Origin of the sequence: Clostridium sp. Marseille-P299, assembly GCF_900078195.1 — a bacterium.
Lineage (GTDB): Bacteria > Bacillota > Clostridia > Lachnospirales > Lachnospiraceae > Lachnoclostridium.
In genome coordinates, this window is record NZ_FJVE01000007.1 from 2,107,349 (window position 1) to 2,130,266 (window position 22,918).

The 22,918-nt window shown below is 34.2% G+C and carries 22 protein-coding genes; 4 read left to right on the forward strand and 18 right to left on the reverse strand.

Annotated features, from left to right (window positions below; genetic code table 11):
* Positions 1-3: 3 nt before the first annotated feature.
* From pilM to BN4220_RS17185, 11 genes are all read right to left on the reverse strand, one after another.
* The gene (gene pilM / locus BN4220_RS17135) at positions 4-1,011 is read right to left on the reverse strand and encodes a pilus assembly protein PilM (protein WP_066719349.1); all 1,008 of its coding nucleotides are present in this window, start codon (positions 1,009-1,011) and stop codon (positions 4-6) included.
* 26 nt (positions 1,012-1,037) lie between these two features.
* The gene (locus BN4220_RS17140) at positions 1,038-1,817 is read right to left on the reverse strand and encodes a prepilin peptidase (RefSeq protein WP_066719354.1); all 780 of its coding nucleotides are present in this window, start codon (positions 1,815-1,817) and stop codon (positions 1,038-1,040) included.
* Between the two features lie 286 nt (positions 1,818-2,103).
* Entirely contained in the window at positions 2,104-2,547 is a 444-nt protein-coding gene (locus BN4220_RS17145) for a type II secretion system protein (RefSeq protein WP_066719360.1), read from the reverse strand.
* Positions 2,548-2,663: 116 nt separating this feature from the next.
* Positions 2,664-3,848 (reverse strand): type II secretion system F family protein, encoded by a 1,185-nt coding sequence (locus BN4220_RS17150; protein WP_066719362.1) that lies wholly within the window; start codon positions 3,846-3,848, stop codon positions 2,664-2,666.
* Positions 3,849-3,898: 50 nt separating this feature from the next.
* Positions 3,899-4,945: a type IV pilus twitching motility protein PilT gene (locus BN4220_RS17155; protein WP_066719367.1), complete on the reverse strand. Its 1,047-nt coding sequence runs from the start codon at positions 4,943-4,945 to the stop codon at positions 3,899-3,901.
* A 6-nt stretch (positions 4,946-4,951) separates the two neighbouring features.
* The gene (locus BN4220_RS17160; protein ID WP_066719373.1) at positions 4,952-6,637 is read right to left on the reverse strand and encodes a GspE/PulE family protein; all 1,686 of its coding nucleotides are present in this window, start codon (positions 6,635-6,637) and stop codon (positions 4,952-4,954) included.
* A gap of 48 nt (positions 6,638-6,685) precedes the next feature.
* Positions 6,686-7,204: a PulJ/GspJ family protein gene (locus BN4220_RS17165; protein WP_066719374.1), complete on the reverse strand. Its 519-nt coding sequence runs from the start codon at positions 7,202-7,204 to the stop codon at positions 6,686-6,688.
* A 30-nt stretch (positions 7,205-7,234) separates the two neighbouring features.
* Entirely contained in the window at positions 7,235-7,549 is a 315-nt protein-coding gene (locus BN4220_RS17170) for a hypothetical protein (protein WP_066719376.1), read from the reverse strand.
* 21 nt (positions 7,550-7,570) lie between these two features.
* Positions 7,571-8,185: a hypothetical protein gene (locus tag BN4220_RS17175; RefSeq protein ID WP_066719378.1), complete on the reverse strand. Its 615-nt coding sequence runs from the start codon at positions 8,183-8,185 to the stop codon at positions 7,571-7,573.
* A gap of 398 nt (positions 8,186-8,583) precedes the next feature.
* Complete coding sequence (locus tag BN4220_RS17180; protein WP_066719381.1) at positions 8,584-9,897, reverse strand: amidohydrolase family protein; 1,314 nt, start codon at positions 9,895-9,897, stop codon at positions 8,584-8,586.
* 265 nt (positions 9,898-10,162) lie between these two features.
* The gene (locus tag BN4220_RS17185) at positions 10,163-10,474 is read right to left on the reverse strand and encodes a hypothetical protein (RefSeq protein WP_066719383.1); all 312 of its coding nucleotides are present in this window, start codon (positions 10,472-10,474) and stop codon (positions 10,163-10,165) included.
* Between the two features lie 154 nt (positions 10,475-10,628).
* Here BN4220_RS17185 and tyrS point away from each other — a divergent pair, with 154 nt between their 5' ends.
* The gene (gene tyrS, locus BN4220_RS17190) at positions 10,629-11,861 is read left to right on the forward strand and encodes a tyrosine--tRNA ligase (RefSeq protein WP_066719386.1); all 1,233 of its coding nucleotides are present in this window, start codon (positions 10,629-10,631) and stop codon (positions 11,859-11,861) included.
* A 49-nt stretch (positions 11,862-11,910) separates the two neighbouring features.
* Entirely contained in the window at positions 11,911-13,038 is a 1,128-nt protein-coding gene (locus BN4220_RS17195) for a hypothetical protein (RefSeq protein WP_066719389.1), read from the forward strand.
* A 104-nt stretch (positions 13,039-13,142) separates the two neighbouring features.
* Here BN4220_RS17195 and BN4220_RS17200 read toward each other — a convergent pair whose 3' ends face one another.
* The 4 genes from BN4220_RS17200 to BN4220_RS17215 all read right to left on the reverse strand — a co-directional run bounded on the left by BN4220_RS17200 (position 13,143) and on the right by BN4220_RS17215 (position 17,904).
* On the reverse strand, positions 13,143-13,637 hold the full coding sequence (locus BN4220_RS17200; RefSeq protein WP_066719391.1) for a GNAT family N-acetyltransferase: 495 nt from the start codon (positions 13,635-13,637) through the stop codon (positions 13,143-13,145).
* A gap of 14 nt (positions 13,638-13,651) precedes the next feature.
* Positions 13,652-14,572 (reverse strand): N-acetylglucosamine kinase, encoded by a 921-nt coding sequence (locus tag BN4220_RS17205; RefSeq protein ID WP_197467953.1) that lies wholly within the window; start codon positions 14,570-14,572, stop codon positions 13,652-13,654.
* 180 nt (positions 14,573-14,752) lie between these two features.
* Positions 14,753-16,648: a glycoside hydrolase family 3 protein gene (locus BN4220_RS17210; protein WP_066719396.1), complete on the reverse strand. Its 1,896-nt coding sequence runs from the start codon at positions 16,646-16,648 to the stop codon at positions 14,753-14,755.
* A 110-nt stretch (positions 16,649-16,758) separates the two neighbouring features.
* On the reverse strand, positions 16,759-17,904 hold the full coding sequence (locus BN4220_RS17215; RefSeq protein WP_066719399.1) for a DUF1343 domain-containing protein: 1,146 nt from the start codon (positions 17,902-17,904) through the stop codon (positions 16,759-16,761).
* Between the two features lie 90 nt (positions 17,905-17,994).
* Here BN4220_RS17215 and BN4220_RS17220 point away from each other — a divergent pair, with 90 nt between their 5' ends.
* Together BN4220_RS17220 and BN4220_RS17225 are read left to right on the forward strand one after the other, a co-directional pair.
* The gene (locus tag BN4220_RS17220; RefSeq protein ID WP_066719402.1) at positions 17,995-19,179 is read left to right on the forward strand and encodes an anhydro-N-acetylmuramic acid kinase; all 1,185 of its coding nucleotides are present in this window, start codon (positions 17,995-17,997) and stop codon (positions 19,177-19,179) included.
* A gap of 18 nt (positions 19,180-19,197) precedes the next feature.
* Complete coding sequence (locus tag BN4220_RS17225; RefSeq protein ID WP_066719405.1) at positions 19,198-20,055, forward strand: MurR/RpiR family transcriptional regulator; 858 nt, start codon at positions 19,198-19,200, stop codon at positions 20,053-20,055.
* 90 nt (positions 20,056-20,145) lie between these two features.
* Here the strand turns inward: BN4220_RS17225 and murQ are convergent, their stop codons facing one another.
* Genes murQ through BN4220_RS17240 form a run of 3 tightly spaced genes read right to left on the reverse strand, consistent with a single transcriptional unit; the run spans position 20,146 to position 22,909 of the window.
* The gene (murQ, locus tag BN4220_RS17230; RefSeq protein ID WP_066719408.1) at positions 20,146-21,051 is read right to left on the reverse strand and encodes an N-acetylmuramic acid 6-phosphate etherase; all 906 of its coding nucleotides are present in this window, start codon (positions 21,049-21,051) and stop codon (positions 20,146-20,148) included.
* A gap of 21 nt (positions 21,052-21,072) precedes the next feature.
* Positions 21,073-21,942: a carbohydrate ABC transporter permease gene (locus tag BN4220_RS17235; protein ID WP_082812367.1), complete on the reverse strand. Its 870-nt coding sequence runs from the start codon at positions 21,940-21,942 to the stop codon at positions 21,073-21,075.
* Between the two features lie 10 nt (positions 21,943-21,952).
* Positions 21,953-22,909, reverse strand: a complete 957-nt coding sequence (locus BN4220_RS17240) for an ABC transporter permease (RefSeq protein WP_066719419.1) — start codon at positions 22,907-22,909, stop codon at positions 21,953-21,955.
* Positions 22,910-22,918 lie beyond the last annotated feature (9 nt).

Genomic DNA, 22,918 nt, shown 5'->3' on the forward strand with positions numbered 1-22,918 from the left:
CTCCTAATTCCATGTAATTCCCACTGCTGCTGCACCAAGCACCATTGCATCTTTATTTTCAATGATCCCATCAAATAACTCATCAATACTTTTTACTTTTAAGTCCAATGTATCACCCAGTATTTCCATCAAAGGCTCAATCTTTACTCCACCGCCACAACAATATAGAGTATCCAGTGTATTACTTGGATGATTGTAATTAAAGAAGTTAATTACTCGCATAACTTCCCAAGCAATCTGACCATAAATAGCAACACATTCTTCTGAATATATCACATTGTTATGATTTTCATGCTTATATATTTCGGCTATATGTTCATCCACTCCAAGAGTTTCTGCAATTACCTTAGTAACAGCTCCAAGACCTAGTTCAATCTTTTTTCCTGTCTCGTATATTCCATCTGTAAAAATCCATAGAGATACAGCATCATGACCAATATTAAGTAATGCATAATCTCCCGGTTTTTCTGGCTTAGTATGTTCTAAGTGTTTCCTAATAACATTTTGATAAGCGGAAGATTCTGGTGCTGCCACCTTTAATTTAAGGCCACAACGTTTTAACATATACCTGTATTTTTCAATAGTTTCTTTTGATACTGCCGCGGCCATAAGATCCATACTTTTTGATATTTTCCCGTTCTTCTCCTCTTCTACCATTCCAACAACGGCATAATCATAAAAATATTGATCTTTTTCTTCAGTAATAAAATCATGAAATTCGTAAGGTAGATTAAATTGTAATTGATCCACGGTCATATATGGTAAGAGAATTCTTCTAACATATGTACTGCTCTCAGGCAATACGACTGCAGCATATTTACAAGAAATACGATGCTTTTTCAAATTTTCTTTAATAAAATCGGTCATTACTTCCCAGGATACAATATTTCCATCTCTTACAATATTATCTGGCAACCGTTCAACCACAAAGTCTTTTACCTTATTATCTGAACATACTGCAAATTTAATTACGAAATTTCCTATTTCAATTCCTAAATATGTTTTTATCATTTACTACTTCCTTTCCCAACAGATACTTATACAAACAATCCCAGATACCAGCTTACAATATCCGTTCCAAATAACAATGTAACCCATGAGGCCCCTGCAATGGCTGGTCCGAAAGGAATCTTATTCTTTCTTAAAAGTACAACCAAAATTAATCCAACAAAACAAGAAATAATCAGATTTAAAAGACTTAAGGCAGGCCCCATATAAAGCCCTAGCATAAAAAATAGCTTAATGTCTCCTCCACCCATGCTCTCTTTTTTTAACACCTTATCCATCATAAGAGAGAGGAGAAGAATGCCTCCACCGATTGCAGTTCCTCCAATCAATCCTGTTACTAATTGTTTTGTAATAGACTCTTCTAAAAATGGTAGCGTAACCAACCACCAGAATATACCAGCAGTAATAAATCCGTTTGGAATCTCATAACTATCTAAATCTACTAATGATAAACCTAATAAGATACATGCAAGAACAAGATATCGTAGCGTTAAGATACTAATATCATACTTTAACACAACGCTAACAAAAACTAGAGCTAGAAAAATCTCCGTTAACATATATCGCACGGAGACTTTTGATTTACAGTATTTGCATCTCCCTTTTAGTAATATATAACTAAAAACGGGAATCATATCAGCCATCCGCAATTCATGTCCACATGACGTACAGTGACTTCTTCCTTTTAATACATTCTCTTTATGAACAATACGCCACGCCATACAGTTAATAAAGCTACCAAATACAGCTCCAAACGCTGCTGTTATGAATAAAATATAAACTGTAATAAAAACATCCATATGTAGCATTTGATTCGAATCCTTTCATCGATTGTATTTAATGAATACTTTCATCTCACTTTCATTTATTGAAAAATGTTGTTATTAATTAATTCCCCTCATTTGAAACTTTCCTGATTGTCCGTTTGACAGGCAATCAGGAAAAATTCAAATATTTTTTTCTTGTGATTAGGCCGCAACCCTATGGCCTAAATCACAAGGAATTTATTGGACATAATCAAGTTTTCCTTTTGATTTTGGAATATTATATGTCTCTATTTTGTAATAAATTTATATATTGAATTAATTATTATAACTATTGACCAGGTGTAGGTGTAGGTGTAGATGTAGCACTGCTGTCTGGAGTAACCCATGTGATTTTAACTTCACCTTCTGCGCTTATATTTACTTCAATAATATTTCCTTTAGCTGTATTTCCATCCGTACCTTCTGGATATTTAGCTGATTGACCATAAGCTTTTATAGTGTCTTTTTTTTCTTTTCCAACTAAGATTCCATTCTCTGCATCATAATAATAAGTATTTTTTTCCTGATTATCTAAATATTTATTTACTGCCGCTGCCTTAGCTGCTCTTTCATTTGCCTTATCCGTTGATTGTTTGGCACTTTCTAACTTACCAGTAAATATTGGCACAGAAATTGCCACTAAAATAGCAATAATTGCAACTACAATTAATAACTCTGCAAGTGTAAAACCTTTCTTATTCTTTAATGTATCTTTTAATTTATTCTTTAGCATATAAATCATCCTTTCTTCATATGAATCTATGTATCTATATATCTATCTCAAGAGCAGTACGGGTTGCAATATACCACTCATTGATTCTAAATAACATTTATCTTTCTATCTACACCTTACATTAAATCATACATAGTAAACATTGGTAGATAAATCGCAATAACAATAAAACCAGCAAACAATGCCATTAATATCAAAATAGTTGGCTCAAGCTTTTGTATCGCTTTTGTCGTGGCATACTGTGCCTCGTTATCATAATAAGTACCAATAGTTTCAAGTGTTAGCTCTAATTCACCGGTCTCTTCACCAATGGCACACATCTCCGTAAGTGCATCTGGAAAATACTCACTTTTCTTCATGCAATCACCAAGTCGCTTTCCCTCTTCAATGCTTCCTGTCATTCTAGATATTTCTTGTTGCATCAAATAATTTTCCATAACTTTTCCGGTTACTTCTAGGGAACGACTAACACTAAGTCCTGCGGCTAAAAGCGTGGTCATCGTGTTAGCGAACTGACCTGCTCCGCTTAATAAAGCAATGTTTCCAATCACTGGAGCCTTTAACTTGATTTTATTCCAAAGGATTCTTCCTTTTTCCGTATTAAAATATAATTTTAATGATATTACAATAAATAATATAACAAGTGCAATCCACCAGATATTCTTTCTAGTAAATTCAGATAAGTTTATCAATACTTTAGTCATAGCAGGCATTTCACCATCTAATTCAACAAATGTAGATGCTATAGTAGGAATAACCTGGACCATTACCACTGCCAGTACAATGATTGCCACAATTAATACGAAAATTGGGTAGGACATAGCCTGTTTTATCTTCTGTTTCGTCTTAAAGGACTTATCATAATATTTATATAGTGTTTCAAAAGAATGCTCTAAGGTTCCAGATTCTTCACCTGCACGAACAGTTTCAATAAATGTAGCAGGTAGATATGGACAGTTTTTTTCAAAGCTAGAGGCAATGCTATGTCCTTTTGAAACGTCTTCTGCAGACTTTTCCAATACTTTTTTCAAAAGCTTATTATTGACTTGTTTACTAATTAAGGACATACAAGTATCAATAGAAACACCTGATTTTAAAATAATAGAAAACTGTGAACACATGACAGATAATGCCTTATAATCCACTTTTGGTTTTCCTATTTCCATAGAAAGAATGCCTTTTCTTTCTTTTACTGGCTTAATATCAAGAACAATGCTACAAGTGGTTTTAATTTGAGCTACCGCCGCATATTCATCTATTGCTTCCACAACACCGTTCACTTTTGCACCATTAGCAGACAATGCTTTATACTGATAAGTATTCAGTTTATGCCCCTCCCTTCATTTGTTATTTATCTAAAGTTTTTCCTGATATATTCTCGATCATGAGCAGCATCTAATGCCGTCTCGGTATCAATCACTCTTTCTCTAACCATTTTAATCAATGCATTATCCATAGTTACGCTTCCCTCTGCTGCTCCACTTAGCATAGCTGAAAACATCTGAGGTGTTTTTCCTTCACGAATTAGATTTCTAATTGCCGGATTTACAATCATAACTTCACATGCTGCCGCACGACCTTTTCCCATTTTCTTTGGTAAAAGCTGCTGGGATACTACTGCCCTTAAACAAGTGGACAGTTCCATTCTCACCTGTTGTTGTTTCTCTCCTGGGAAAGAACCGACAATTCGGTCAATGGAATCCGGTGCTGAATTTGTATGTAAAGTAGCAAATACAAGATGTCCAGTTTCTGCTGCCGTTAAAGCAATTTCTATCGTATCTTGATCACGCATTTCCCCAATTAATATGATGTCTGGGTCCTCTCTTAAAATAGCGCGTAATCCATCGGCATAACTTCTAGTATCTGTCCCAATTTCTCTTTGATTAATAACCGATTTATCTGGAGTATAAATGTACTCTACTGGGTCTTCCAACGTAATAATATGTACATTTCTCGTATGATTGATTTCATTTAAAATAGCTGCAAGAGTTGTTGATTTACCGCTTCCAGTCTCACCAGTTACGAGTACAATTCCCTTTTTCCATGAGCTAAATTCACTCACTGCAGGTGGCAGCCCTAATTCCTCTAGTCTTGGAATTTTACTACTTAAGATACGAAGTACCGCCGATACATTTCCCTGCTGTCTAAAAAGATTGATTCGAACACGCTCTCCTGCTAAGGTTCTAGCTAAGTCTAGTTCTCCGATTTCTTCTATCTTTTCATATTCCTTACCAGCAAGTTCTTTTGCATATGTTTCACACTCCAAGGAGGAGAGTGGCTGGAAAGACATATTGGCCAATTCTCCATTTAATCTATATTTTGGAGGAAGTCCGCACACGAGATGAATATCCGATGCGCCATCTTCTTTTGCCTTTAAAATAAGTTCTTCTATACTCATATCTCATCACTCCACAATACTGATTGTCCTACAAAGCTCTTCAAGACTTGTTATTCCCTTTTCTGCAAGGACTAAACCACTTTGCATCATTGATTCAAAACCAGATTCTGCAATGATTTGTCGAAGCTCTGATCTTGGTCTTTCTTCTGTAATACAGTCACGTATTCTCTGATTTAATTGTAAAATCTCAAATACGCCAATTCGTCCAGTATAACCGCTATCAAAGCACATATGGCAACCAGTTCCTTTATAGAAAATTCGTTTGTCTGTTGTAGAAATACCTAACAAATCTCTTTGTAAGTCAGTTGGTTCTTCTTCTTGTCTACAGTTTCCACATACCCTTCTTACCAAACGCTGAGAAATGATTCCTCTAACACCACCAGCAATCAAATATGGTTCTACACCCATATCTTTTAGTCGATCCAGTGCAGAAATAGCATCTTCTGTATGTATTGTAGAAATAACTAGATGGCCTGTCATGGCTGCTCTCATAGCGATTTCAGCTGTTTCACCATCACGAATCTCACCTACACCGATAATATCTGGATCCTGACGAAGAACGGATCGTAGAGCACTTGCAAAAGTCATACCTGTTTTTTCATTAATCTGTACCTGAGTAACACCTTCCATCTGATATTCCACAGGATCTTCAAGCATGATTAAATTCACTGCCTCTGATTTTAGCTCACTAATCATTGTATACATAGTAGAAGACTTACCGCTTCCTGTAGGACCTACAATTAGAATTACTCCACTGTTGTTTTTTAACAACCTTTCAAATTTTTCTCCGTTTTTATTGTTAAGACCAATCCCTTCTCTTGTAAGCATTGATTGATCTTTAAGGAGAATACGGATAACCACTTTTTCGCCGAAAATAGTAGGTAATGTAGACAAACGTAAATCTACTTCTTGACCTTTTATTTTCATAGCTGCTCTACCGTCCTGTGGCACACGCCTTTCAGCAATATCCATCTGTCCAATAACTTTTAAACGTGAGATAACTACCTGTTGAAGTTCCTTCGGGATGGTTAGAATTTTCATTAATCTACCATCGACTCTGATACGAACATTCATCTCTTCATTTCCTGGTTCAATGTGAATATCACTGGCTCTTTCTGTTAAAGCACGTTCTATAATAGAATTCACAAGGCGTACAGTAGGCGCTGCATTCACATCATCTAAGTCTTGATCTGGAATTTGTGTTTCCGTATTCGTATTAAAACCGCCTTCTTGACGCATCTGCGCCATAGCCTTAACAGCACCTTCATTTTCATATAAAATATTATATGCCCTAGCAATCCCCGCAGCTGTTGTAATCATAGGCACAATTTTCTTTCTTGTGGCAACTCTAGTTGCTTCCACTGCCATAAAATTTAGCGGGTCTTCCATTGCCAGATATAAAACATCTTTTTCTACTCGAACTGGAATAATCCCATGTTTTTTAGCTAAATTCTTTGAAAGAACATTAACAACCTCTGGATCGATATTTACCTTCGTTAAATCAATAAATTCGATACCTAGCTGCATACGAAGCATTTCTATTAGTTGGCCTTCTGTTATGAAACCGTTTTCAATAAGAACAGTTCCTAGCCTTTTTCCTGAACCTTTCTGCAATTTTAAAGCTTCCGTTAAATCATCTTCGGTAATTAGCTTTAAATCTATCAGCATTTCTCCTAAACGTTTGTTTTTCATATAACACCTTCTTTAAATAAAACCTAACAATAATCTATATAGATTACATCAAATTGCATTCATAGGGCGTACATTTATCGTTTGTTCTGCGTATATCTCATTCTTATAAGAAATAATTATTGTATATGTAAATACTTGATCTTTATACTCTAAATTTTTTATTGTGGGAACCAAACCGTTGGTTTTCGTAAGCTCTGTTAATAGTGGAATAATAGAGGAAGAATCTTCAACCGTTCTTATGTAAATATTATCTTGCACGGTCTCTTGCATGGGTTCAAAATAAATTCTATAACCTCTTTGAACATTATAAAATGTCCAATATGTACTCTCACCTGATTCCGAAATTTGTTCTTGAATTTCATCAGCATTTCTAAGCTCCACAGATATCGCTGACACCGCAGTGGACAACAGTGTTTGTGCTTCTGCTCTTAAAGTAATTCTTAAGTAAGCATCTTTAACTACTGTAATACCGCCACCGATAAACCCCATTGTAAGTGCAATAATCAATACTGCCAACATCATTTCTGATAAACTAAATCCATCTTGTGATTTTAATTTTTTCATCATTTTATCACTTCCTGCATGACTACCAATCTGTTATTTTGTATAGGCTGCAAGGCTACCATCTGTTATTTTAAATATTTTAACTTCGATCTTTATCTCCTTTTCCGGAGTATTTTTACTTTTTATAACAACCGTTCCCTCATTACAAGGTCCCTCTTGTTTTTCTATATTATTGATATCACCATAAAACGCTTCGATCGTTTCGCTACTCTTATCAATCATGCGATGAGAAACCATAATCATAGATGCCAGAATTAAAAGTGCGATTCCTGCGAGTAACGAAGCAAGCAATGCCTCTGCCAGCGTTTCTCCTCTTACGTCCTTTACCTTTTCACTTATTTTATTCATAGCTTTCCTACCTATAGTAAATCAATCCATTTCAATTTGTCCGCCTGTCCACATTAATGTGGTTGTGCGTTTTATTCCGTATTCATTTCCTGTTAAGACTTCATCCATAAATAAAGTCTCTCTCTGATTTTCAGAAAGAACTGCTGGAACCTTGTAAATACAAGTAGAATTCTCTAGTGATAGTACAATAGTAATATTATAAAATGCATCCATCGTAAACTCTGCCTGTACCTCACTTATGTTCGTATCAGAAGTTTCTATCGTTAATGTATCAACATATGTAGCATCTACTGCATTCTCATTCGCGTCATAAATGTAGTCTGCTGCTTTTTGTAAAAGATCTTTTAGCTCATTTTGAGGTTTCTCATTATAATCCTCATCGATTGGTTGCGCTTCATCTTGTAAAAAAATCTGATATCTGGAGTATTTTTCTCCTTCTATTTCTTTTTTTAACAATTTCGCAGCGGATGATAACGTATAATAAGACTGTTCATTCTTTTTTAAATTACTTAATCGACCTGATGATGTAGAAGATGCAGCCAATACAACAGAGCCGGCCATGGAACAAAGTAAAAGAAAAATTAAGGCAATTAACATAGCAGCCCCTGATTTACTTTCCAACTTTCTCTGAAACATTTTTCCACCTTTTTCATCATTTTTTGATTTTAATATATCGAATCATTTTTATTCTGTCAATATGTTTTTTGATAATTTTTTGATTTTTTTACCATTTATTTGACCGTATTCTCCATTTTTATGGTAAATCTCTGCATATATTAATACTACAAACTTATACGAAATAAGAAGCTGTTAAAAATAGATATATTTCATACGGATTTTCTCTTGTTTTTGCTACTGCATAAACTTATATTTTGTACATACTCTTCCTTACATACAAGATTAACAAGCTTATTTCTTCAGGCAAAAAAATTAGAAAAACATATAAAATTCTATTTTATAACAGCTTCTTCACATATTATTTATATATAAGGATAAGATTGTTTCAAAAGCAACCTTATTTAAATTATTATTTTCTATAAAACTTTTACACCTGCTACATATTTTCCAACTACATTACGATCATCAGAAAGATAAATCACTCTTTCTAAACGCTCTTTTAAAGTAAGTGGTTGAGGATGTTTAATTGAACTATCGTCAATAATAACTGCATCAAACTCATATTCTGGTAAAAAGGAACCTACTTTACCAAAATATTCTCCTCCACCCATGGTGCCAAGATAAAAGGCTTCTTCTACTTTTAATGGTTCTGCAGATTGATCAATTAATCTCCAATATAGTCTAGAACACTGGATTGCATCTGTCATTGCTCGAAACATTGATAAGGAACTACCACCAGCAATATCACTTCCTAGTCCAAGTCTCAATCCAAATTCTAAGTATTTTCTGGTAGGGGCAATTCCCGATGCAATGTTGGTATTTGACTGAGGACAAATTGCCACCATAACTTTATTGTCCTTCATCAGTTTCATTTCATCTTCATTAGAATAGACACAATGTGCCATTATTGTATCGCACTCACCACCAAAGAGTCCAAATTGATGATATGCCTCTCCATAAAATTCTGTATTTGGACATAACTCCTTAACCCATTGAATTTCACCTAGATTTTCAGATAAATGTGATTGCATACCAACCTTTGTCTTCTTTTGGACATCTCCAAGTTCTCTCATTAAATCATCCGAGCACGTTGGTGTGAATCTTGGTGTTAAAATCGGTTTTACATTTTCAAACGCATTCATGGTATCATAAACCCATTGTTCTGTATCTTTTGCCGCGTGGGAAGCACTTTCCTCTCTTAAATACTCTGGGCAATTACGGTCCATATTTACTTTACCTACAAATGCTTTCACACCGATTTCATTTAGCTTTTCCATTAATATAGTAGTTGCACTAGAATGTAGCGTTGCAAATGCACATAATCGAGTCGTCGCAGAATGCTTCACATCTTCTACAAATATTTCATATGCTTTTTTCGCATATTCTATATCTTTATACTTTGCTTCTTCTGGGAAAGCATGTGTTTCTAACCAATCAAGTAATTCTAAATCCATTCCTAGCCCACGATATGGGTACTGGGAGGCATGTATATGAAGATCAACAAGACCTGGAATGATTAATTTTCCAGTGTAATCCGTCAATGGAAATTCTTTATATTTATCTGGAATCTCATTAAAAACTCCAACACTTACACCATTTTCACAAATTAAATAATGGTTTTCATATGTCTTTACATGAGACAAATCACTACTAAAACAAATATCACCCTTTAAAATAAAGGACTTATTACCTTGAGTCACCGAATTTGTGTTTGATTCTACTGTAAACATGCTATATCAACCTACTTTCATAAAAAAACTACCAGCCATATCACCCCCCCTTTGTTTTCAGGAAGAATTGATACTTTGGTAGTGTATCTTATCCTATTTTATACGTAAATGTTACAACATCAAAGATTACGCCATCATACTTAGGCAATAATCTTCTAGCTGATTACTTTTTTCACCAGCTCACTTACATATCATATAAAATAAATGTAGGTATGTCAATATGAATCATCACCCAACTTAAGATTACTAAGAATAAAATTAAATATTATTCTTTTATGAAATTAGAGATGACTTCTTCTATGTAATTAACTATACTATTATCTTCAATCATAGTTATAATTTTTTGTGTATCATAGTCTAATATTTCAACCTTTGCCATGTCCATTGTAAATAATATCAAAAATATCGTGCAACAAATAATGATTCGAATTAATAATCCCTTGATATATTGATTTTTTTTCTTCTTACCTGTTTTCGTATTGATATTACTTCCTATCGTATTCATATTACTTTCTTCCATATTGATATTACTTTCTTTGGTATTGATATCCGCTTCCATAGGTACACCCCATTTCATAGCATGTCTTACAATAATATATGTCACATTTTACAGGATATTCATAAAATAATAGTAATCATAAAAAAGAGGTTGATACAGCATTGAAAAATCCACGCTTTTAATTTATAATGAACTTTAGTCTGAGTTACAAATAGAATAGGAGGAAAAGACTATGTCAGACAATGTTTATGACGTACTCTTAGAGCGCGGATTTATTGAACAAGCAACACATGAAGAAGAAATTAGAGAATTACTTGGAAAAGAGAAGGTAACTTTTTATATTGGGTTTGATGCAACTGCAGATAGTTTAACTGCTGGTCACTTCTTAACTGTTATGGCAATGATGCATATGCAAAGAGCAGGCCATCGTCCAATTGCATTACTTGGTGGTGGAACTACTATGATTGGTGATCCATCTGGTAAGAGCGATATGCGTACGATTATGACAAGAGAAACCATTCAACACAATGCTGATTGCTTCTATAAACAGTTATCAAGATTTATTAACTTTGATAATGATAGTGCAATTATTGCAAATAATGCAGATTGGTTACTTGATTTAAATTATGTTGAATTTTTACGTGAAGTAGGTGTGCATTTCTCAGTAAATAAAATGCTTACTGCTGAATGCTACAAACAAAGAATGGAAAAAGGACTTACTTTCTTTGAATTCAACTATATGCTAATGCAGTCTTACGACTTCTTAGTATTAAACAGAAAGTATGGCTGTACTCTTGAGCTTGGTGGTAATGATCAATGGTCCAACATTCTTGGTGGCGTTGATTTAATTCGTCGTAAAGAACAAAAACCTGCTTATGGTTTAACTTTTAAACTTCTAACTACTAGCGAAGGAATTAAAATGGGTAAAACCATGAAGGGTGCTGTATGGCTAGATCCAGAAAAGACATCTCCATATGAATTCTTCCAATACTGGAGAAACATCGAAGATGTTAAAGTTGAAGAATGCCTTGCTCTTCTAACTTTCTTACCAATGGATGAAGTAAGAAGACTTGGTGCACTTGAAGGTGCTGAAATTAATAAAGCTAAAGAAGTGCTTGCATACGAGATTACAAAAATCGTTCATGGTGAAGAAGAGGCTGAAAAGGCGAGAGAAGCTGCAAGATCCTTATTTGCTGGTGGTGTTCTATCCGAAAATATGCCAACTACTACCTATTCTAAAGAAGCCTTTGAAGAAGGCATTGATTTAATTACATTAATGATGGATGCAAAAATGGCTACTTCTCGTTCCGATGCAAGAAGAAACATTGAACAAGGTGGCGTTTCTGTAAACGATGTAAAGGTTACTGAATTTTCAAGAAAGTTCACACCAGCGGATTTCAATGCTGATGGTGCTTTACTTGTAAGAAAAGGTAAAAAAGTATATCATTTATTTAAAATAGATTAATTGAATTATTTTATTCAAGCTATCATAAAAGATTGGGGTGTTTTAAAGTATGCCATGGTGTCCAAAATGTAAGACAGAATATCGGGACGGTTTTACAACCTGTGCTGATTGTAATGTTGAATTAGTTGAGGAACTAGAAACATTGGATAAAACCAATGATTACGAAGAGGTTATTGCATTAGAGGAAGAAACAACTGCTAAAAAGTTAGTTGAATTCCTAACCTTTTCTCAAGTCACTGCTTATTTTGAGTATTCAGAAGTAAATAAAGCTTATTCTGTATATGCACCTCATGCAGAAATTAAGAAAGCAAAACGATGCTTTGAAGCATTTTATAAAGTAGAATTAGAGAATATGGAAAGTAGCACTCCAGATTCTTATATTCTAGATGAAGAACCATTACAGAGTCTTTCAGATAACACAGAGTCAGAAACAGATGAAAACAATGAAATTTTTGAAAGCTTAAATGCTGCAGAAGTTGAAGAGGAATCTTTTAATGACCAGGTTATTTCTGAAGATACTGTAGATAATCTTGCGAATACTGATTTAGAAGAAACATATGATACTCTAGAATCCTGTAATTCCTATGATTTTAATGCAACAGATGTAGAGTACTCCAACGTTGATGATGACTTTATTCTGGATGAGGTTTCTGATCATGGAACTTCGAAGAAATTCCATGATAAAGAAGATGAAAATGATCTGATTAAGGTTACAACACCTGCCTATGTTAAGAAATCCGATCAATATAAAGACTTAAAGTCAACAGCAATTACTTTTCTTTTGTTTGGTTTTGGTGGCTTGATATTTGTAGCATTAAACGTATTTGGAACTATTTCTATCATCAATGGAACTTTTGGCTATATTATAATGTCACTTGTATTTTTAGGTTTTATCCTCGTTGGAATTAACTCCATCTCTCGCTCCAAAAAAGCTGCTGCAGATGCTATCCTTGAGGAAGAATTAACCTCAAATATCAACGCTTGGCTAAAGGAAAACATTAGTGAAGAGTATATACAAAGAATTCAAGATAATTCTCTTTCTAGCGAAGTGAATTTTATAAAAACCATGGATCATTTAAAAGAAATGGTAACGAAAGCACTTGGTGAAATGGATGATTCTTATTTAGAATATGTGATAGAAGAATATTATAACAAGCATTTTGATAGCCTTGAATAGTTAGTGAATAAAGAATCCCCTGTTAAGTACTCATAAGGATGATGTACTTAACAGGGGATTCGTCTTGCAAATTTACAAATATGAATAAATCATTATATTTTGTTTTACATCTCTTGTCTTTTCTTACCACCTAAAAAATTCTCATAAATGCTATATTGTTTCGAACTTTCAATTAAAGTTGCATGAACACATCTTTCATAAAACTTGACTGGTCCTACACCTCCAATTATAGCATAAGCATAGCCCTCCTCTCTCATTGCATGTAACGATCGAAGAAGAAGTGCCTTTCCTATTCCTTTCCCTTGATACTCAGATAGTACTCTAGTTGGTCCAAAAAAGTTCAGAGCAGTTGCATTATAACAGGCATAACCAATAATACTACTCCCTTTCACTGCGATAAAACACGAAACAGGCTGATTGGAAAAACATTTATCGCACTCTCCTGCTGCATTAATACTTGAATGTTCTTTTACCCAATCAACAATTCGAAACTTATCCGGAGATAGAGCACGAAATATCTCAATCCCTTCAGATTTTAAATGATTGATATCTTCATGATAATCATCAATCGCTAATAAGTTCACTAACATATCCGGCATTTTTTCTCTCTCCTTTAGTTTTTAAGTTTGTATCGATTCAACGCAATCTTTGCAGCTCCTGTTACACTATCATTCAATGGAGTAATAATTTTTAATGTGGGTAAAACCATTGAAAGCTTCTGTATCAGCATTTCCTTAATTGGTATATAATGAGTTAAAATACCACCTAATAAGGCAAGGTTACCCTCTTTTAAATTAAGAATCTCTGCTGTAGGCAAGACCAAATTTACCAAATTATCTACAGCCTTCTTACATATGTGATTGGCATGAACATCGCCTTCTTCCATTGCTTTTAATAACAAAGGAGCTAGTGCAGCTATGTTTGCTTTGTTCCAATTGGGGTTGTATGTATAACGAATAATATCTTCAATGGAATTACAGTTTAGTTCTTTTAAAACAAAGTCCAATATAACACTGTCTGATATACGTTTATCATAGGTCTGTACTGCAACTTTTAAGATATCTCGCCCGATGGCATAACCACTTCCTTCATCATCAATTAGGTGTCCATATCCTCCAGTTCGGTGTCTGATTCCTTCACGATTCATACCAAAGCAAATAGATCCAGTACCACTAATTAGCACGATTCCTTCTGGTTTTCCAAACGCTCCGTATAATGCTGCTTCATGATCACCAACAATGTGAATGTCACAATTTAACCCTCTGCTTACTAAATTTTCTGTTATAAATTCAATCGCTTCTTTATTGCTAATACCTGCGGTTGAAATACAAATACCTTTACAATTACTTATTCCTTCTGGTAGCTCACAAAGTATATTCATTAATGATTCAATCGTATTTGAAAGTTCTTCTTTACTTACACTGTTATAATTAAGAGAACCTGCCCTTGCAGTTCGTATAATCGTTCCCGTCATATCTATAATTTGCATTTGAGTTTTTGTTCCGCCACCGTCTAACCCTACAACATATTGCATCTCATTCCCCATTCTAGCGCACATTTTTTATGCATAACGCCTTTATTTATACATAACAACTTTATTTATGCATAACAAGTTTATTTATGCATAGCAAGTTTATTTATGCATAACAAGTTTATGGTGCGCAAACACAAACTTGCGTGTGAAGATTATTTTTAGTTTTGTACTTTCTCTTATCTACATCTTAATTGGTAGCTTACCTTTTAAATCAAATGGTGCTTCTAAGTATTCTGCCAATATCTCTAAACTTTTTCTCGTATATTCATATGCTGCTATTCCAAACACATTGGATGGTAAATCTTTTAAATCATATGGATTTCTCATTGCAAATACAATAACATTTTGATTTTTTTGTGCTGCCATATTAACCAACTGCAACTGTTCTTTATATAAATGAGCATTGTATGTAGCAATTACCACCGAACTTGCTTCTTCCATCTTTAACGCTAAGGATTCTATTTCATGAGTGGTTGGATTCGGTGAAGTTAGGATTCCTTCAGCATGAAAATACCTTGCCATATATTCAGCGAAATGAAACATTCCTTCATCTTGATTCAAGATATTCGTAGCTCGAAATGGCACACAACCAAGAAAAAGGGTATTTTGATCAATTTTCGGAATTTGGTTTTTGGGCATTTGAACGGGGGTTAAACTTTCTTTAAGTAATTGATTTGAATATTTAATCCCCTCGGTAGCATTAAATTCATGAGATGTAAATTCATATGCTCTACTTGATTTATGGTGTTCAATTGATTCATCGAATTCACTTGATTCATGATGTTCACTTAATTCATCAAGTTCATTTGATTCATAAGGTTCGCTTGATTCATAAGGTTCACTTAATTCATAAGGTACATTTGTTTCATAAGGTTTCCTCAATTCATTGACTTCACTTGATTCATCGGGTCTACTTGTTTCATGGTGTTCACTTGATTCCTCGAGTTCATTTGATTCATGAGGTCTACTTAATTCATTATGTTCACTTGATTCCTCGAGTCCATTTGATTCATGTGGTCTACTTAATTCATTGAGTTCACTTGATTCATAGCTTTCGTTAATTACTAAACTAGCATTTATATATTTCTCCTTATAATCTAATATTTTACGAACAGATGCATCCATTTCATCTACAGCCAGCTCGCCCTCTTCAAGCATTTTAGTCAAAACATCAGATGCTTCTCTAGCTAAATGCATCGTATGTGAAACAAAGATTAAATCAACTCCTGCCTTTATTGCGTTTTTGATTCCTTCTATCGTTCCATAATATTTTTGAATTGCACTCATTTCCATGCAATCACTAATAACTAAACCCTGGAATCCCAAACTTCCCTTTAATAAACCAGTGATAATACTTCGTGACATAGTAGCTGGTAGATTTTCCTTTTCCAATGCTGGAAATATAATATGGGAAGTCGTAATTGCTGGTATCCCAGCATCTATCAACGCTTGAAATGGTACCAATTCACATTGTTTCATCTCTTCTAATGTCTTATTGACTTGAGGTAAGCCAAGATGAGAATCCACATTCGTATCACCATGCCCTGGAAAATGTTTTGCAGAAGCTAAAACTCCACCATCTACTAGACCTTTCATCATAGCAGTACTATACCTTGCCACTTGAATTGGGTCATCTCCATAACTTCTTACTCCAATGACTGGATTATCCATATTCGAATTCACATCTGCTACTGGTGCCAAATTAAAATTAATCCCTAATGTCTTTAATTGCTCACCCGTTATTTTACCTGCCTTATAAATCTTCTCTTCGTTATTTAGAGCTGCTAATGCCATTGCACCGGGAATATTAACACAGTCTTCTCCTAATCTAGTAACCATTCCCCCTTCTTGGTCAACTGTAATAAAGGCACTATGTCCAGTATGCTTTCGTGAAAGTTCCTGTAGTCGTTCACACAGATTTCTTAAATGCGATGCATCTTTAATGTTATGTTTAAACAAAATAAAATTACCAACTTTATAAGTACGTATCAATTCTTCTAACTCTTCATCAATCTCTGTTCCTGGAAAACCGACTACAAGCCGTTGTCCGATTTTCTCTCTAAATGATAAATTCATTACCGCACCTCTTTCAATCATAAACGCCGTATTCTAATTACAAAATATTAGTCGATTATGGAGTATTTTAATCATATAATTTTCAAACATCCGTCGACTATGGAATAATTTTAATCATATATATGATACTTTTGCTTTCTAATTTTAAATTGATTTAGCTGTATTTTATTTCTTTCTAAAATATCCTTGCTATTCCAGTTTTCATTTTCAAATATATTACTCCCTGCTAATAGACTGATAAATGGCTTTCCGCTATCACTTGTGGGTTCTAACAACATAAAATTTTTCGGATATAAATTTCGAATCTGTTCTAATAGAATCAACCCTGTTTTATAACTTTCATAAGTTTCATAATCTGTAATATGGATATGAACTCCTTGACAGAATACTCCTTTATGCTTTGAACTTGTAGGTTTAAAGTAAGCTGGAGTAAATGCAACCCCTGATAAATCTTGCTTCCTCATATGCTGAACTAATTGATTTGCATCGATATAAGGCGCACCTATGATTTCAAATGGACAAGAAGTCCCCCTTCCTTCTGATGCATTTGTCCCCTCAAATAAGCAGGTACCTGTATAAAGAAGTGCTGTATCAAATCTAGGCATCCCAGGACTTGGCATCATCCAAATTTGTTTCATTGCAGGGAATAAAACATTTCTCTTTAGCCCTAAACAAGGAATAATAGTTAAGTGGCACCCTATATCCTCCTCATCATTTACCATATTCGCAAGTTCACCTATTGTTAAACCGTAACGCGTTGCAAGAGGGTATGCCCCTACAAAGCTTTTATATTCCTCTTCTAAAACATTTCCATCAATTATTTCTCCACCAAGAGGATTGGGACGATCTAGAATAATTAATTCTTTCCCATACTTTGCACAATCTTTTAAGGCGTAAATCATAGTTGAAATAAAGGTATAATATCGAACCCCTAAATCTTGAATGTCATAAACAATCGCATCTACATTCTCTAACATTTCATTCGTAAATCGTTTTGACTCTTTTCGGTATAAACTAAAAACAGGTAAGCCTGTTTCGGTATCTAAATATGTATCAACATTCTCTCCTGCATCCTTATCACCTCGTACACCATGTTCTGGCGCAAACAAGGCTGTTACGCAATATTTCTTATGTAGAATATCTATCGTTGAATTTAAATTATTATCTATTCCTGATATTGAAGTTATCAAACCTAGTTTTTTATTTTTAAAGTAATCATCGTAAGGTTTGATATTATCGACTCCTTTTAAAATCATATTCTTGACAACTCCATTTCTTTATAGTTTAATAATTACATAATATTCTAATTATTATGTAATTTAATTACATGAAAGGATCGTGGTCTTATGAATCAGCTCTTATCACTTACAACTAAGCAAAAAAGATTAGCCATCGGTTTAATGAGCGGTACTTGTACAGATGGAATTGATGCTGCACTAGTACAAATTGAAGGTTCTAGCATACATACAAAAGTTCAATTCATTGAATTTGTAACAATACCATATGATATTGAGCTTCGTTCAAAACTTTTACAACTTTCCTCCGGAGATTTTGGAGGAAGCTATGAAATTAGTAAAATGAATTTTCTACTTGGTAAATTATCCGCAAATGCATGTTTATCTGTTTGTGAAAAGGCAAAAATATCACCATCTGAAATCGATTTTATAGGTAGCCACGGTCACACAATCTATCATCAACCGCTACCAGAGAATTATCATGGTCAAACAGTTACATCAACGTTACAAATTGGAGAGGCATCTGTCATAAGTGAAATAATGAATTGCCCGGTAATTTCAGATTTTCGTGTCCGTGATATGTCAGCTGGCGGTTTAGGAGCTCCTTTAGTTCCTTACACAGAATATTTATTATATAGTAAAAAAGATAAAACAATAGCCTTGCAAAACATTGGAGGTATCGGCAACATTACATATCTACCATCCAATGGTAAATTAGAAGATATACTTGCATTTGATACTGGTCCAGGTAATATGATTATTGATTCTTTAGTGTCTATCCATACGAATATGAGGCAAACCTACGATGATTGTGGAAAAATTGCTTCCATTGGTACGATACATGAGGAATTACTGCAATGGCTTTTAACGGATCCTTATCTGTATAAAATACCGCCAAAAACCACTGGTAGAGAATACTACGGTGCAGACTATGTAAAAAGACTACTTAACAAAGCAAATGAGCTTAACCTTTCATTCCCTGACATCGTATCTACTGCAACCATGTTTACAGCAAAATCAATTGAAATAAGTGTATTAAATCACCTGCCAAAACTTCCTGATACACTTATTGTAGGAGGTGGCGGAAGTCAAAACAAAACGCTTATGAAGTACATATCTAACACTCTTTCACAATGCAACGTTATAACAAACGAAGACATTGGATTTAACAGTAATGCAAAGGAAGCCATAGCATTTGCTATCTTAGCTAACGAAACTATATTTGGTAACACCAATAATGTCCCTTCTGCTACTGGCGCAAGCCATAACGTTGTAATGGGCAAAATAACAATTTAACGAAAGCAGGTGTCTTATATGACCAATATCGAAATAAAAACCCGAAGTATTATGGATTCCCTTAATAACTCCGAACGTAAAGTTGCCACTTACTTCTTAAATAACATCGAAAATATTTTCTCAGTTCCAATTGCTAGACTTGCGGAAGAATCTGGTGTCAGCCAAGTAACATGGATTCGTTTTTGTAAGGCGATTGGTTTTGATGGTTTAAAAGACTTAAAAAAGAGTCTTTTTTTGGAACTAAATAGCGCTTCATCAGAAGTAAACGATACCTCTGACTTTTCAGACATCAAAAAGCACAGTTCCTTAGAAGAGATGTGTAACACAATTCGTAATTCAACGCTTCAAGCAGTGGAAGATACCATGAAGCTCATTGATTATGACACATTAAAAACTGTAGTAAATCTTCTATCAAAAGCGTCTTGTATTAAATTATTTGGTGTTGGTGCTTCTGCACTTGTGGCGGATGACTTTTGTAAAAAACTTCTCCGTATCAATAAAAATGTTGTCTTTAGTTATGATATGCATACGCAACTTGCTTATGGTGCTAACGCTAGACCTGAGGATGTGGCTATCATTTTTTCCTATTCTGGTACAACAAAGGAAATGCTTGAAATAATGAATCTAACACAAGATGCAAAATGTCCAACCATAGCAATTACTAAGTATACAAAAAGCCCATTACTTTTAAATTCTGATTATGCGATCTATATTTCTGCGCCAGAGATTAATTCTCGAAGCGGAGCAATGAGTAGTAGAATCGCACAGTTAACAATTGTCGATCTATTATTCACTAGCCTTGCAAATAAAAATTATACCTCTGTTCAAAAATATTTAGAAAAGAGTTCTGAAGTATGTCGCAGCCATAAAGTATAACTGGACACAACTTCACTGGATGCTTTTATCAATAAGATAACTGGCAACAACTCACCGGATACTTTTATCAATAAGATAACTGGCAACAACTCACCGGATACTTTTATCAATAATATTAGAGATATGCCCACCAGCTTTTATAATAGCCTCTTCTGCTTCAGCCGCTGTTAGATTGCATTTTAGCATGACAATAGCGGTTTTAGCAGAAAAATCACATGCTTTTAAATGTTCTCTTGCAACAGAATCATTCACACCAGTAATGGTCCTTACTATAAGGACAGCTCTCTCCACTAATTTCTCATTGGTAGCTTTTAAATCAACCATTAAGTTGCCATATACTTTCCCTAGCTTTATCATAACAGATGTACTTAGCATATTTAATACCATTTTCTGAGCCGTACCGCACTTTAGCCTTGTAGATCCAGTAATAACCTCCGGTCCAGTTTGGGGATTAATTGAAACATCGGAAATTTCATTTAATAACGAATTCGAACAACTCGTAAGGCTAATGGTTTTTGCACCAATGGATTTTGCATAGTTTAGAGCACCAATCACATATGGTGTCCTACCACTGGCAGCAATCCCTACCAATATATCATTACTAGAAAATCCTATTCCCTTTAAATCAACAGCTCCTAGTTCTTCGTTATCCTCTGCGCCTTCAACTGCTTTGACAAACGCCATAATTCCACCAGCGATTAATGCTTGCACTAATTCTGGTTCTGTACCAAAGGTTGGGGGACATTCAACAGCATCCAATATACCAATACGCCCAGAAGTGCCACAACCGATATAAATTAATCTACCTCCTACGGACATTTTCTCATATATTAAATCTACTGCTTTTTCAATCTGCTCTAATTCCTTTTCAACCGCACATGCTACTCTCTTATCCTCATCATTCATAAGTTTTAAGACTTCTATTGTTGAGAGTATATCAATATTTTTAGTTCGTTCATTTTTTTGTTCGGTATCTAAATTATTTAATTCTACCATAGCCTCTACCTCTCTGTCTTATTAGCCTTTCACGGAACCTACAGTAAGTCCTTTCACAAAATACTTTTGTAAAAAAGGATATAAAATAATAATTGGTAATGTAGATGTTATAATAACTGCTGATTTTATAGAAATTGCAATTGTTGCTTTATCCGCGGAACCTGCGGCATCTCCCACCATAGAAGTACCATTAACAATATTCCTTAAAAATAGCATTACTGGATATTGTTTTGTATTTAAATAAATCAAACCGTTAAACCAATCATTCCAGAAAAAAACTGCAGTATATAAGCCCACAGTTGCTAACGCAGCCTTTGATAAAGGTACCACTATTTTTCTTAATACACCAAAATAACTTAGTCCATCGATAAATGCAGCCTCTTCAAGTTCTATCGGTATTGATTTAAAGAAATTTATTAAAATAATTAAATTAAATTGATTAATCGCAAAAGGAAGTAACATTGCAAATCTAGTCCCTGTTAAACCTAAATTAGAGATAAGTAAATAATTCGGAATTAATCCACCGGAAAAAAACATTGAAAATACAACAAGTTGCATTGCTAACTTTTGACCTTTTAAATTCGGTTTTGATAATGGATATGCAAACAATGTCGTCATAATCAGGGATATTAAAGTTCCAACACAGGTATAAAAGATTGTATTTCCGTACGCTCTAAAAAAATTAGGATACGTAAAAATCTGTTTATACGCTTCGAAATTTAAACCAATTGGAATCAATGTAACTTTATTATTTATAATAGCTTTTGAATCAGAAAGAGACATTGCAAGCATATAGATAAATGGTACTAAACATATAAGCAACACTAAAAACATTACTATGTAGATAAAAAGATCAAATATAATATTACCTTTGGTACGATATTTTTTCACAAGGCACCCCCTAATAGATACCATCGCCGGTAAATTTTTTACTTAATGCATTGGAACTTGAAACTAAAATAACTCCGATAATGCCACTGAATAATCCAATTGCAGTCGCATAGGAATAATTCTGATTCGCAAGACCGGTACGGTATACCAATGTATCTATAATGTCACTTACCTGAGAATTTGATGGTGTATACATTAATAAAACCTTTTCAAATCCAAGACTTAGCATACGTCCAACATTAAGAATGAGCATTACCATAATGGTTGGTAAAATCGAAGGAATCGTAATATGGAGAATTTGCTGTAAACGATTTGCACCATCGATTTGAGCAGCTTCAAATAAATCTGCGTTGATACCTGTGATTGCCGCCAAATAAATAATTGCCGTCCACCCGGTAAATTGCCAAGTATCCGTAAGTACATATAACCAACGGAAATACTGAGGTTCATTCATAAAATAAACTGATTCGATACCAAATACATTTTGTAAAAATTGATTCACTAAGCCAGAACTAGGAGAAAGCAATTCTCCCAAAATCGCTATCACTACTACTGTAGAAATAAACCTCGGCATATAAGAAACTGTTTGAACAACTTTTTTAAAGCGTACATTTCGAATCTCGTTTAATAAAATTGCAAAAATAATCGGTATTGGAAAGTTAATGATTAAGTTCATAAATGATATGATAAAAGTATTACGAAATGCTCTCCAAAATGCTGGATCCTTAGTAAAAGCTTCAAAATATTTAAAACCAACCCATGAAACCCCATACGGTCCCATGCCAGGGCGATATCTTCGAAAGGCCAAAACATTTCCAAACATCGGGATATACTTAAATATAATAAAATAAGCAATTGGCAAAACCATCATTAAATATAATTGCCAATAACGTTTCAGATGCTTTCTTCCACTACTTCTCTGCTTTATATCATTCGTACTTTCAACTTTGTTTTTAGCTAGAAACATAGAAAACCT